Origin of the sequence: Staphylococcus lugdunensis, from assembly GCF_001558775.1 — a bacterium.
GTDB classification, from domain to species: domain Bacteria; phylum Bacillota; class Bacilli; order Staphylococcales; family Staphylococcaceae; genus Staphylococcus; species Staphylococcus lugdunensis.
Genome location: NZ_CP014022.1, coordinates 75079 through 88329, shown reverse-complemented (window position 1 = coordinate 88329; position 13251 = coordinate 75079). Strand labels below are relative to the sequence as shown.

The following is a 13251-nucleotide window of genomic DNA, read 5'->3' as shown; positions in this document are numbered from 1 at the left end:
TTCTCATCGATTGAAATAACTGTGGACACATCAATTTAATATTATTAACAGATTATATTTGTTGATATGCTTCTAATGCAGCATCAAAGTTTGGAAAATCAGTGTTTTCACTTACAATTTCTTTATATACAACTTTATTATTTTTATCTAAGACGAATACTGCTCGATTTAATAATCGCATTTCTTCGATAACTACACCAAAATTTTTACCGAATGAAAGTTCTTTATGGTCACTTAACATAATGACATTATCTAAACCATTCGCTGCACACCATCTCTTTTGTGCAAAAGGTAAATCTACAGAAATCGTTAATACAACACCGTCTTCTTTCGCTGCTTCTTCATTAAATTTACGCGTTTGTTGATCGCAAACACCAGTATCTATAGAAGGAACCACACTAATTAATTTCTTTTGTCCTTGATAAGTATCTAATGTTACCTCACTTAAATCATTAGCCAATACTGTGAAATTCGGCGCTTGATCTCCTTGTTGTACTTCTGAACCTAATAAATGAATAGGTTGGTTATTGAATGTGACTTCAGCCATAATCGATGACCTCCTAATAATGTTATATACTTCATATATGTCATCATACGCCATACATAATTACAAAATCAATCATTTAATCTATAAAGAAAGTACTATTTTTTCTTATAACCAATCTCTGACATAATCAAAAATATTTTTTAATATTAACATTGAAGTGACAGTGACAAATAATAATTTTATATATCCTACACCCTTGGCAATCGCAAAGCGCGCACCAACATATGATCCAACAATCATGCTTATAGCCATAATGAAACCAATCATATAATCAACATGCCCCAAAATCATAAACAAGATAAGTGCACCTATATTTGACGCAAAATTCAAAACTTTAGCATTTCCAGCTGCACTTAAAAAATCAAAACCAAATAGCAATAATACAAACAGCATAAATGAACCCGTACCTCCACCCAAAAAACCATCATAAAAACCAATAATAAGCATGAGTGTTACAAAAATTATTGCTTTTACAGGCGTTAATTTAGTAAAAGTACGTACACTTCCCCAATCTTTTTTCACTAGTGTATATACCATTACTAATGTCAATATGATAATAATTAATGGTTTAAGTACTTCTGCCGGCAGAAAGATAGCTAAACTAGCCCCTCCAGCTGCAAATATGAATACAAATGGAAAGAGCTTGAGAACGATGTTCAAATCCACATGTCCGGACCGAATAAATTTAATCGTACTCGTCAAGGATCCAAAACTGCTAGCAAGTTTATTTGTACCTAATGCTAATGCAGGTGGTAAACCAATTGCCAACAAAGCGGGCGTTGATATTAAGCCACCCCCACCTACAACAGCATCAATGAATGCAGCTAAAAAGCCAAATAAAATGATAATTAAAACAATGTAAATATTTATATCCATCACAGCATCCCCTTACACTTAATAACTATCAAAGATACTAAAATAATTCATTTATTAAAGCAGCTGTGTCTTCATCTTTTTTGCTTTTATAATTTTTATCTATTGTTAATGTTTCAATCTGTTCTACCGCTTGTTGTATCAAACTATCAAAATCAAACACACGCTCATATTTTTCAACCTTATCAAAATCTGGTTCTGTTACAGGATTTTTTGGTGTAAAAATAGTACAACAATCTTCAAACGGTTGAATTGATACGTCATATGTACCAATCTTGCGTGCCATTTTAACAATTTCTTCTTTATCAAGTGTCAATAGAGGACGTAATACAGGTGTAGAAGTAACATGATTAATAGCATACATACTTTTCAATGTTTGACTTGCTACTTGTCCTAGATTTTCTCCATTAACAATCGCATGTGCACCTATTTCATGAACAACTTTGTCAGCAATACGCATCATCATACGACGCGTAGATGTCATTGTGTATCTTGGGTGAACAACTTTGTTGATTTGTTTTTGTAAATTTGTAAATGGAACAATATGCAATTTAATTGGACCTACACGTTGAGACATAATGCGTGTAAGTTCAATGACTTTTTCTTTGGCTTTTTCACTTGTAAATGGTGGGCTATGGAAATGTATGGCTTCAATGGTTACACCACGACGCATTACTTCAATTCCTGCAACCGGTGAGTCAATACCTCCTGATAACATTAATAATGTTTTGCCACCTGTACCAACTGGCAACCCACCAGCGCCTTCAAAGATTTCATGATATACATAAATCGCGTCTTTTCTAACTTCAACACGTAGTTCATAGTCTGGTTGTTTTACGTTCACTGTAAGTCCAGGAACATTTTCAATAACAGCGCCACCCACTATACGTTGTAATTCATAAGTATCTAATGGAAAAGTTTTATCTGAGCGTTTAACATCAATTTTAAAAGAAGCATTTGTGTTAAAATTTAATGCTAATTTGATACAAAGTTGATTGATTTCATCAACAGTTTTGCCAGTTTTTAATACTGGACTTACTGATTTAATACCGTAAATTTGAGTTAAGCGCTGGATGACTTCATTACAATCCGTTTCTTCTTCTAAATCTATGTACATGCGATCTCTTTTTCCCATGACATGCGTGCCATTGATTGATTTTAATGCTTTATTCACATTGTCCTTTAAGCAGTTGACAAACTTTTTACGGTTAGCCCCTTTTAAAGTGAGCTCACCATACCTAACTAAAATATGATCATAATTCATTACTTTAATAACTCCTTCACTTCTCCATATATTTCATTAAATGCTTTTTTGAATGTATCTATATCTTCTTGGCTTGTAGTATCACCAAAGGATATTCTAATGCTTCCTTCAATGCGTTTATCTGACAATCCCATAGCTAACAATACTTCATTAAGTTTTTCTCTTTTAGAAGAGCAAGCACTCGTTGTTGAAACCATAACATCCAGTTTAGAAAATGCATTGACAAGTACTTCTCCTTTAACGCCTGGAAATGCGATATTAACAATGTGTGGTGCAGCATTTTCTGGCGAGTTTAAGTATACACCTGGATAATTTTTTAACATATCTACAATTTGCTGTTTAAATGATGCAAATTTTTCATACCGTGATAACAAGTGTTCATTAGCTAATTTTAACGCTTTGACCAAAGATACATCCATAGGCAAGTTAACAGTTCCACTACGTACACCATACTCTTGACCGCCACCTTGAATAATCGGTGTGAGCTTTCTCACATTATCTATGAGAAGTAAACCTTGTCCCTTTAAGCCATTAAATTTATGACCACTCAGACTCATGCTATTGATTCCTTCTATTAACAGAGGTATTTTACCAAATGCCTGTACAGCATCTACATGAAAATGCGCTTTAGGATAGTGCTTTAATAAATCTACAATAGCTTGTATAGGTTGAATTTGTCCCATAATATTATTAACATGCATACACGTTACAAGACCAACATCTTCGGACATTAATTGTTTTAAATGTTCCACATCTATTATTCCTTGCGAAGTAACATTTACATATTTTAATGTAAAACCTTCTTGTTCTAAACTACGCATTACTTCTAACACTGAAGGATGTTCTAAAACGGATGTTATAATGACATTAGCTGTATCTCTTTTTTTATAAGCGATACCTTTTAATGCGATATTGTTTGATTCAGTTGCGCCACTAGTGAATAGAACATCAAATTGCGGACAATTCATGATTTGTGTTACTTGCTTTTTCGCTTGTTGCAATATTTGCGCTGCTTGTAACCCAGCATAATGTGGGCTATTCGGATTATAATATAATGACTGATTCACCTTTACAAAAGAATCTATTACGTCTAGATTGGCTTTCGTTGTTGCCGCATTATCAAGATAAATCAAAACCAACACTCTCTTTCATTTAACTGTATTCTATTAAAACCATTATCTGCTATTTTTATAAAAATTAATACTCAAGCATTATACTATTTTTTTGAAAAATTAAAAGTAAATTTCTTCATTTGTCTCTTTTAAGATTCTACTGCCCAATTGAATTCGTAGAGCAGAGTGCAATTTAATTTTATTACGGAGTCAATATAGTATAAGTAGGCTGGAACATAATCAAATGTCCCAGCCTATTTTATGCATTTCTATTGTATAGTGCAATTATTCTTTTGTCATTTGTTCTTCTATATATTTTGTTATACCTGGTTCAACTTTCTCAAGTGCTTGTTCAGCAAGCTCAATTGATCGTTTATAACGATTGTTTTTAAATAGGCGTTCTGCTTCGTTTAGACTCTTATCTAAACTGTTATCATCTTTGCGATAGCGATTACCGTATTGTATTAATCGTTCAGCATAAACTGCATTTACTAATACATCATTAGCCTCGTCTTCAAACGTATTCATTTGAATTACAATTTTAGCAACTTTATCCTTTAATTGTTTGACATGAATAGGTTTGGTACTAAACTGTTCATTTACAGCTCTAACTTCGTGATCGATCTCATTTTTCATAATGATAAATCGTTCTGGTACACTTGTTAGATTAGATGCAAGCAATCGACGATATACTTCTTCTTTTTTAGACTGTACACGTAAAAGATTATCTTCAGCATCTGCTTCATCTTCTCGTAATTGAATTAAATGATTTTGTAATTTTTCTTGATCCTCGTTTATTTCTGCAACATGATCGTCTAAATACTCTAAGTTGTCTTTAACTTCACTATAACGGACCGCTGACTTAGACATTTCTTGTAATATTTCATCGTAAACTGCAATTAGATTTTGAATTTCATTTTCATGCTGTCTCACGCTATGAACATCGCTCTCATTAATGAAATAATTTTCTTTAACATAATCTATTTCAGTTTTAAGTGTATAATTCATTTCTTTCGCTCTAAATAATGCGTCAGTAATGTCCTCTTTAGACTCTTCAACTTCATTTTTGGCTTTAACTTCATATTCAATTAAATCATACATTTCATCTAATTTATCATTAATGGCGTCTAATTTTTCATTTGCAGCTTCTAATTCTAATCGACTAATCATTGGCTCAACAAAACTTAATTCCGTTTTCAAACTTTGTAGCGTGCCATCAATTTTGACATGGTCTAAATCAAAACCATCAACTTTTAAGTCGCGACAGCCATATTTTAAATCTTGGAATTGTCCTGGTAATTCCTTTTGGGCTTCACGAATTAATTCCGGAATTTCTTCCATATATGTTTTAAGTTGTGTCATTGTTTCATTTAAGCCAGCAATGTGATTATGTGCTTGAACATAATTACCTTCTGCTTTAAGTGTTTCAAATTGATCAAGTTGCGGTTCGAATTGTTCAATTTGTTGTTCTAAAGGTGCAGCTGCTTCACCATATTGATGTCTATTAGCCAACACATCACGTTTCATTTCACGGTAATTTGTTTTACATTGTTGATAAATACTATCACTATCTTTATGTAAAGCTACAATTTCATCAACTTCTTTTAATTGTGACTGATACCCTTCTTCATAATGATCCATTAATTCATTGGCATCATCGATATCATTCTGAGCTGCTGAAAATTTAAATTTATCAAGCTGTTCTTCAGCACTTTGTAGTTTTTCTTCTACTGGTGCTAAATAATTAGTTGTGTTATCCATTGTAGCTTTTTTCAATGCATCATATTTCGTTTTTGTTTCACCTTTCAAGTTTAGCTTTGTTAATTTTTCTAGATTGCTTTCATAAGGTAACTGTTGAATTTCAACTTTACGTTCTTCAGCATTAGAAATTAAAGTTCGCTTGTTTGAGCGCAAAAAGAACATAATTCCTATAGCAATCAATAAAATGATGAAAATTGCTAAAATAATGTATAAGACCATCTCATTCTCCTCCTAATTTATCACATTTTATTATAACGTAATTTGCCCTGTGATTTAAGTGAAAAATAGATGAATTGCCGAATTTATTTTTACCTATTATAATATGAAGAAAAATGAGCGAGGTAATTTAATGACTGGTACAACATCTACAAATTATAATTTACTTTCAAAACAACTTCAGAGTTTAATAGAAGATGAAACTAATTTAATCGCTATATTAAGTAACACATCTGCTTTATTAAATGATAATCTCGACCAAATAAATTGGGTTGGTTTTTATTTAATAGACAATCAAGAACTAATATTAGGACCATTTCAAGGTCATCCAGCGTGTGTTCACATCGCTATTGGAAATGGTGTGTGCGGCACTGCTGTTGCACAAAAACAAACACAGTGCATTGCGGACGTCCATCAATTTCCGGGACATATCGCTTGTGATGCACAAAGTAAATCTGAAATAGTCATACCTTTACATCAAAACAATGAAATTATTGGTGTATTAGATATTGATTCTCCTATTAACAGTCGTTTTACAGAGGAAGATCAGCGACAATTAGAAAACTTAGTATCAATTATCGAACAACAACTTTCTCTGTAGTTATATTTAAGTATTGACACTTTACCATAAAATGTTACAATAATATTTGTGTGAATTTACGAAAGTAGCAGCTATATATTATTAAGCGCTATGTTGTTCCCAAAGCGGACGTGTCGTGTAACTGTAGCTATAAGGCGAAGACACATAAAACAACATATCTTGATGAGCATATAGCACTCTTTTTTGTTTATTCATAACAACAAAAAAGAAAAGGAGGAGTCAATTTATGGCTCGATTCAGAGGTTCAAACTGGAAAAAATCTCGTCGTTTAGGTATCTCATTAAGCGGTACTGGTAAAGAATTAGAAAAACGTCCTTACGCACCAGGACAACATGGTCCAAACCAACGTAAAAAATTATCAGAATATGGTATGCAATTGCGTGAAAAACAAAAATTACGTTATTTATATGGTATGACTGAAAGACAATTCCGTAATACATTTGATATTGCTGCTAAGCAATATGGTGTACATGGTGAAAACTTCATGATTTTATTAGCTAGTCGTTTAGACGCAGTTGTTTATGCATTAGGTTTAGCCCGCACACGTCGTCAAGCTCGTCAATTAGTTGGTCATGGTCATATTGAAGTAGATGGTCGTCGTGTCGATATCCCATCATATTCATTAAAGCCTGGTCAAGTGATTACTGTACGTGAAAAATCACAAAACTTAGATATTATTAAAGAATCTGTTGAAATCAATAATTTCGTTCCTGAATACTTAGATTTTGATGCAGATAACTTAAAAGGTACTTTCGTACGCTTCCCTGAACGTAGCGAATTACCAGCAGAAATCAATGAACAATTAATCGTTGAGTACTACTCAAGATAATAAGTGTTAGACTTTAGGACATCATTCCTAAAAAATTAGCCAGTAAATGCGTATTTTGTAAATGCATTTACTGGCTTTTTTACGTTACGGATGACTGTATGGCTTCATATTCCCTGTATTATCGTATTTTTACTTACAGGTCACAATTTAAAATTATTAACGCTTTCTTTATAGTTGAAAAAGTTCATCTGGTATATCTGTAATAATGCCATCGACACCTAGTTTAATAAGTGACTGTGCAGCTTTGGCTTCATTTACAGTGTACGGCATAACTTTGAGATTAACTTGATGTGCACCATCGATAAATTTTTTAGTTACTATAGAGTAATTGGGATTAATATAGTCCGCATATTGTGAAATATCTTCAAAATTTGGTAAACGATGCCAATATTTCTTCTTACTTATCAATACACCAAGTTTGTATTCTGTCGTTTTTGTTGCTATAGATCGCACACTTTCTTCGTCAAACGATTGTAAAATCACTTGCCTTTTCGGCATATGATAGCGATCCAAAACGTCGAGTAACATATCTTCAATACCAGGATATTGTTGAGGAACTTTCAACTCTATCAATAATATTTTTGAATATTGTCGTGCTAATTGTAATATGTCTTCTAATTTAGAGATTCGGGTTCCCTTAAAGGCTTCTCCCCATTTGATTCCAAAATCAAATTGTTGTAATTGTTCATATGTATAATCTATGACTTTTCCTCGCCCATTAGAAGTGCGATCAATTGTATCATCATGTATGACCACAAGTTGCTTATCTTTAGTGTAATGGACATCAATTTCTAACATATCTATTGGTAATTCTAAAGCCGCTTTTAAGCCTATATATGAATTTTCAGGATAACGTTTTGATAAACCACGATGTGCAACGATGCTAAACGTTGAATTAGGTCTTGAAATAGTCATTAAAAGTCCCCTCCCTTGCTTTCTATTTTAAATTATCTAAACTAAAGTTAACATATCAAACATGGAGGTCAAAGTTATATGGTTAAACATGATTTTAAAGTAAAAACACATTGGACAGGAGGACGAGAAAGTATTGGTACCGTAGAAGGCGATATTTTGAATGAACGTATTTCCATTCCCTCATCTCTTGGTGGTAATGGCACCGGGACAAACCCAGATGAAATGTTAGTTTCAGCTGCCTCATCTTGTTATATCATATCACTCGCAGCCGCTTTAGAACGTGCAAGGTTTGATAACATTACTATTAAAAATGAATCTATAGGAACTGCTCAATTTAATCAAGGTAAATTTTCAATGATAAGAATTGTTCATAAACCAACAATATTTATTGATAAATTGCAAAGCAATCGTTTACAACAACGTATTTCAAAGCTAACTCAAATTGCTGATGAACATTGTATGATTTCAAATTCAATCAGAGGAAATATAGAGATTATTATTGAACCAACAATAGCAGAGAATTAACAATGCGTAGTATATTATATCAAGTGACTAAGTACAGCATTCTATGAACAAAAGTCCTGCAATGCGGAGAAAAAAGACACGAAGAAGATTTTTAAGTTGAAATCCTCTTTGTGTCTTTTGGTATTTATGTCTTAACCTGTTTCAGCATTCAAATTGAAATTAGGTACAACTATCTCTATTTTTAAATATATAATATATGAAATTGCCTTTAAAATTTTCAGAATATTTGGTAAAATTGAAAAATCATCATATTGGAGGAAGTTTTATTATGCACTATTACGAAACTTTATTATTAACACCTGGTCCTACCCCAGTACCGAAAGAAATCAATGAAGCCATTCAATTGCCTATGGTAGGTCATCGCTCGGCCGACTTTGAAAACATTGCTAAGACGGCATTTACATCTCTGAAAAAGATTTTTGGCAGTACAAATGATGTTATGGTATTAACTTCAAGTGGAACAAGCGTATTAGAAGCAAGTATGTTAAATATCGTTAATCCAGATGACCATTTTGTCGTTATTGTCTCAGGAGCTTTTGGTAATCGTTTTAAACAAATTGCAGAAACATATTATCAAAATGTACATGTTTTTAATGTAGCATGGGGAGAAGCTGTTAACATTGATGCATTTAAAAATTACTTATCTAATCTAAATGAAAAGATTACAGCTGTATTTTGTCAGTATTGTGAGACATCAACTGGTGTCTTGCATCCCGTTGGACAAATAGGATATGCAATTAAATCTTTTGATCCTGACATTTATTTTGTCGTTGATGGTGTCAGTTGCATTGGTGCTGTTGACGCAAATATGGAGCGGGACAATATCGACGTGCTAATATCAGGTAGTCAAAAAGCTATTATGCTGCCACCAGGACTTGCTTTTGTCGCATACAATGATCGAGCACTCGAAAGATTTCAAGAAGTAAAGACGCCCAGATTTTATTTAGATTTAACTAAATATCATTCATCATTAATACAACATAGCACACCTTTCACACCAAATGTAGCACTCTTTAGAGCACTTAACCGCTATAGCGCGTTAATCGAAAATGAAGGATTTGAACATGTTATTAAACGACATAATATCATTAAACAAGCTTTAAGAACAGCACTAAAGGCTTTAGATTTAGACTTATTAGTACAATCACAAGACGCCTCACCTACCGTCACTGCTTTTATACCAAAAGATAGTGCTGAGCTCAAATACATTAAAGATTCATTAAAAGCAAACTATCGTATTACAATTGCTGGTGGCCAAGGCAAACTTAAAGGTCAGATTCTGCGCATTGGTCATATGGGAAAGGTTTCACCATTTGATATTCTTTCTGTTATTGCAGCGTTAGAAACGATTTTATCTGACTATCGCAAAATGAATTATATTGGTAAAGGCATGAAAGCATATATGGAGGTAATTCATCATGAAGCATAAGATATTAGTAGCAGACCCTATATCTAAAGAAGGTCTTACGGCATTAATAAATAATCCCAACTTTCAATTAGATATTCAAACTAATTTATCAGAAAATGAATTGTGTGAAATGATTGATAGTTATGAAGCTCTAATTGTTCGTAGCCAAACACAAGTCACTGCTAAAGTATTAGAATCTGCCTCACACCTCAAAGTTGTTGCACGTGCTGGAGTTGGCGTTGACAACATTGACATAAATGCTGCTACATTAAACGGTATAATCGTGATTAATGCACCTGATGGAAATACGATTTCAGCAACTGAACATTCAGTTGCTATGCTCTTAGCAATGGCACGCAATATTCCAAATGCACATGCTTCATTACAACAAGGAGCATGGAATCGTAAAGCATTTCGTGGTGTAGAACTTTATCAAAAAACTCTGGGAGTAATTGGCACTGGGAGAATTGGTCTTGGGGTAATTAAACGTTTGCAAAGCTTTGGTATGACTGTTTTAGCATATGATCCATTTTTAACTAAAGAAAAAGCCAAAGAATTAAATATCGTTATAGCCTCACTAGATGAGATAGCTAAAAAAGCAGATTTTTTAACTGTGCATACACCTTTAACTGAGAAGACAAAAGGTATGATTGGAAAGGACTTCTTTAATAAAGCAAAATCAACATTACAAGTGATTAACGTTGCACGTGGTGGCATTATAGATGAAGCAGCTTTATTTGAAGCAATAGATAAAAAACAAATTGCCAAAGCTGCCATCGATGTCTTTGAAGAAGAACCTCCAACTAATTCACCTTTAATTAGTCACGACGATATTATTGTAACGCCTCATTTAGGTGCCTCAACTATTGAAGCCCAAACCAAAGTAGCCATTTCAGTTTCGGAAGAACTTGTAGACTATTTTGAGCAAGGATTAATTAAGCATGCGATTAACGCGCCAACATTAGATTTTTCTAATATTAGCAACACTGCTCGAGAATTCATTAAAGTTAGTGAAATTGCAGCTGAACTTGCTGTGCAATTATTTGATCACGCACCAGAAGACATTAAAATCACAGTAAGCGGAGAAATTGTTGAACCGCACGCAGATTTAATCTTGCGTTCATCCATTACACAGTTACTAAAACCGCATTTTGGCCATCGTGCAAATTTAATCAATGGTTTAGCATTATTAAAAGAACAAGAAATTAATTATCAAGTTGAAACAAGAACATCAGCTGGCTCAGCTTTTAAGAATTATGTTGAAATACTTTTGCAACATCAATCATATTCTCTAACTATTGGTGCAACCGTTATTGAAGGGTTTGGTCCAAGAATTATAAGAATTAATGATTTCTCAGTCGATTTTCAGCCTAATGCTTATCAATTAATAACTTATCACAACGATGTGCCTGGAATTGTCGGTCGAACAGGAGCGTTGCTTGGTCAAGAACAAATCAATATTGCAAGTATGTCGTTAGGTAGAAATACTGAAGGCGGACAAGCCATGATGATTATTGCTGTCGATCAACCAATCACAGACAAAGTTATTCAACATCTCAAACAAACCCAGCAATTCACAAAGATTCATGGAACAATTCTATCGATTCCTAACACAGAGTCTAAGGCATAAAGTTTTCTCCAAGAACTTAGAATAATATCATAAACTATATATACAGAAGGGACCATCAATCTCAAAATTATGAGGCTGGGACATAAATCTCAGAAAAGTAGCAGTCAGATGAATTGAATTCAACTCATTTGACTGCTTCTTTTTTATTGAATACTTCGTATTGTTGGCTCGCTTTCTTAGGAGACAGCTTCAGCCACCCCAACCTACACTACCAATAGGAACTTCAGTTTTAATATATTCAAATGATATCACCTACCATATTCATGATATTGTGGAAACCAAGCCCTAAGAAAAATTTAGTCATTTTCAATCCATTACATTTATGTCCCAGACTGTTCAAAATAATCCGTAAATAATCTATTATATATAACTTACCAATCTTTATCTATAGTAGAATGCTTCTAATTTCACCAACATGGTTGATAATAAAGTCTGCCCCATGCTGTTCTAATTCAAGACGAGCTGATTTGCCGCTCAATCCAGTTAATGTTCCAATAAACGTTGCTCCAATTTTTTTCGCACACAATAAATCTGCTAGTGAGTCTCCCACAATATAAACATCTGTACCACAAACGATATGATTTTGATTTTTGATATATTCACTGTAATGCTCACGATGATTTCCATTTAATGTTGCTATATAACTAAATGGATTCGGCTTACCTAAAGGTGCAGAAGATGGATATTGTGATTCAGCAGTTAATACCTCTGATGCGGTCACAATATGTGACTGATCAAACCATTGTAATAAACTAAATGATTTAAACGGCACAATTGTTTCTGTTCTAGGTCTGCCTGTTGCAACAGCCAATTGATAGCCTGCTGCATTTAAATCATGTAATAATTGTTGAATTTCCGCTTCAGGCCGTAATAAAATTTCTTGAAAAATAAAGCCTTTTTTAAAGGTGCTTCTTGGTTTTTTCTGTTCAATCTCTTCATATAAACTTTGTCCTAAATACCATTCTTGATAAACCTCTTGCGTAAAATGCCACAGCGTACTTTTTAAATTAAACATATCATCTTGAACGATCTCTAGCTCCTGTTGTGCATATTGCTTTAATGATTCATATATTTGAGTTTTCCCATGTGTTGTCGTTGATAAAAAATGCTTAACATTTAGTGGTGAAAGGCTCGGTTGTTGATTTAAATGTTGCTTAATAAATGCAATATTGTCTACAGTAAAATGCTGACTTGACAGCACAGCCTCTCTATCTCCTTTAGAAAGCTCCTTCAAAATATGTATAAAATGAATGCTAAAAACAATAAATAACATATCCCAATTCGAATTAAGACCCAGTGATTTAAAATGATTTAAAATCTTATCATTCTGAAATATCTCATTTCTAATTTGTTGAATTTGATCATCTGTTAAATCACTATATTGTTTAATAGGTTGAAGGCCTAAATAATCTTCACTATGTAATAATTCATCAACTGTGAGTGCTGAAACATCAAAACAACGTTCTTCACTTAAAAAAACGCCATCAACATCAAATAATATAGATTTCACTCACACCACATCCTCTCTATTACTTTTCTTAATCATACCTAATTGATATGTTTGGTGCAA

General features: G+C 33.2%; 12 protein-coding genes. 5 read left to right on the top strand and 7 right to left on the bottom strand.

The features are described 5' to 3' along the window. Positions 1 to 52 precede the first annotated feature (52 nt). The 5 genes from tpx to ezrA all read right to left on the bottom strand — a co-directional run bounded on the left by tpx (position 53) and on the right by ezrA (position 5776). The gene (tpx, locus tag AL499_RS00460; RefSeq protein WP_002492649.1) at positions 53 to 547 is read right to left on the bottom strand and encodes a thiol peroxidase; all 495 of its coding nucleotides are present in this window, start codon (positions 545 to 547) and stop codon (positions 53 to 55) included. A 105-nt stretch (positions 548 to 652) separates the two neighbouring features. Continuing rightward, positions 653 to 1423, bottom strand: a complete 771-nt coding sequence (locus AL499_RS00455) for a TSUP family transporter (RefSeq protein WP_002458860.1) — start codon at positions 1421 to 1423, stop codon at positions 653 to 655. A gap of 37 nt (positions 1424 to 1460) precedes the next feature. Then, positions 1461 to 2684 (bottom strand): tRNA uracil 4-sulfurtransferase ThiI, encoded by a 1224-nt coding sequence (gene thiI / locus AL499_RS00450; RefSeq protein WP_002478038.1) that lies wholly within the window; start codon positions 2682 to 2684, stop codon positions 1461 to 1463. After that, a complete protein-coding gene (locus tag AL499_RS00445) occupies positions 2684 to 3817 on the bottom strand; it encodes a cysteine desulfurase family protein (protein WP_002492654.1) in 1134 nt (377 codons plus the stop codon). The genes thiI and AL499_RS00445 overlap by 1 nt, the downstream gene beginning before the upstream one ends. Before the next feature lie 264 nt (positions 3818 to 4081). After that, positions 4082 to 5776: a septation ring formation regulator EzrA gene (ezrA, locus tag AL499_RS00440; RefSeq protein WP_002478036.1), complete on the bottom strand. Its 1695-nt coding sequence runs from the start codon at positions 5774 to 5776 to the stop codon at positions 4082 to 4084. 130 nt (positions 5777 to 5906) lie between these two features. Between ezrA and AL499_RS00435 the strand changes: the two genes are divergently transcribed. Together AL499_RS00435 and rpsD are read left to right on the top strand one after the other, a co-directional pair. Further along, a complete protein-coding gene (locus tag AL499_RS00435; protein WP_037540554.1) occupies positions 5907 to 6374 on the top strand; it encodes a GAF domain-containing protein in 468 nt (155 codons plus the stop codon). Positions 6375 to 6600: 226 nt separating this feature from the next. Then, complete coding sequence (rpsD, locus tag AL499_RS00430) at positions 6601 to 7203, top strand: 30S ribosomal protein S4 (RefSeq protein ID WP_002458855.1); 603 nt, start codon at positions 6601 to 6603, stop codon at positions 7201 to 7203. A gap of 168 nt (positions 7204 to 7371) precedes the next feature. Here rpsD and AL499_RS00425 read toward each other — a convergent pair whose 3' ends face one another. Continuing rightward, the gene (locus tag AL499_RS00425; protein WP_002458854.1) at positions 7372 to 8118 is read right to left on the bottom strand and encodes a glycerophosphodiester phosphodiesterase; all 747 of its coding nucleotides are present in this window, start codon (positions 8116 to 8118) and stop codon (positions 7372 to 7374) included. Positions 8119 to 8196: 78 nt separating this feature from the next. On the opposite strand from AL499_RS00425, the gene AL499_RS00420 reads away from it, so the two are divergent. The 3 genes from AL499_RS00420 to serA all read left to right on the top strand — a co-directional run bounded on the left by AL499_RS00420 (position 8197) and on the right by serA (position 11681). Further along, positions 8197 to 8643 (top strand): SACOL1771 family peroxiredoxin, encoded by a 447-nt coding sequence (locus tag AL499_RS00420; protein WP_002458853.1) that lies wholly within the window; start codon positions 8197 to 8199, stop codon positions 8641 to 8643. Between the two features lie 268 nt (positions 8644 to 8911). Beyond that, positions 8912 to 10072, top strand: coding sequence for a pyridoxal-phosphate-dependent aminotransferase family protein (locus tag AL499_RS00415; protein ID WP_002492640.1), 1161 nt, complete (start codon positions 8912 to 8914; stop codon positions 10070 to 10072). Then, the gene (gene serA, locus AL499_RS00410) at positions 10062 to 11681 is read left to right on the top strand and encodes a phosphoglycerate dehydrogenase (RefSeq protein ID WP_002492639.1); all 1620 of its coding nucleotides are present in this window, start codon (positions 10062 to 10064) and stop codon (positions 11679 to 11681) included. Before AL499_RS00415 ends, serA begins: the two co-directional genes overlap by 11 nt. Positions 11682 to 12066: 385 nt before the next feature. Here the strand turns inward: serA and AL499_RS00405 are convergent, their stop codons facing one another. Next, the gene (locus tag AL499_RS00405) at positions 12067 to 13191 is read right to left on the bottom strand and encodes an HAD family hydrolase (protein ID WP_002492601.1); all 1125 of its coding nucleotides are present in this window, start codon (positions 13189 to 13191) and stop codon (positions 12067 to 12069) included. Positions 13192 to 13251 lie beyond the last annotated feature (60 nt).

What these genes read in the sequence shown, in the direction of transcription:
- tpx (WP_002492649.1), bottom strand. Translation starts at nt 547, where the DNA reads ATGGCTGAAGTCACATTCAATAACCAACCTATTCATTTATTAGGTTCA.
- AL499_RS00420 (WP_002458853.1), top strand. Translation starts at nt 8,197, where the DNA reads ATGGTTAAACATGATTTTAAAGTAAAAACACATTGGACAGGAGGACGA.
- rpsD (WP_002458855.1), top strand. Translation starts at nt 6,601, where the DNA reads ATGGCTCGATTCAGAGGTTCAAACTGGAAAAAATCTCGTCGTTTAGGT.
- AL499_RS00415 (WP_002492640.1), top strand. Translation starts at nt 8,912, where the DNA reads ATGCACTATTACGAAACTTTATTATTAACACCTGGTCCTACCCCAGTA.
- thiI (WP_002478038.1), bottom strand. Translation starts at nt 2,684, where the DNA reads ATGAATTATGATCATATTTTAGTTAGGTATGGTGAGCTCACTTTAAAA.
- AL499_RS00425 (WP_002458854.1), bottom strand. Translation starts at nt 8,118, where the DNA reads ATGACTATTTCAAGACCTAATTCAACGTTTAGCATCGTTGCACATCGT.
- ezrA (WP_002478036.1), bottom strand. Translation starts at nt 5,776, where the DNA reads ATGGTCTTATACATTATTTTAGCAATTTTCATCATTTTATTGATTGCT.
- AL499_RS00455 (WP_002458860.1), bottom strand. Translation starts at nt 1,423, where the DNA reads ATGGATATAAATATTTACATTGTTTTAATTATCATTTTATTTGGCTTT.
- serA (WP_002492639.1), top strand. Translation starts at nt 10,062, where the DNA reads ATGAAGCATAAGATATTAGTAGCAGACCCTATATCTAAAGAAGGTCTT.
- AL499_RS00435 (WP_037540554.1), top strand. Translation starts at nt 5,907, where the DNA reads ATGACTGGTACAACATCTACAAATTATAATTTACTTTCAAAACAACTT.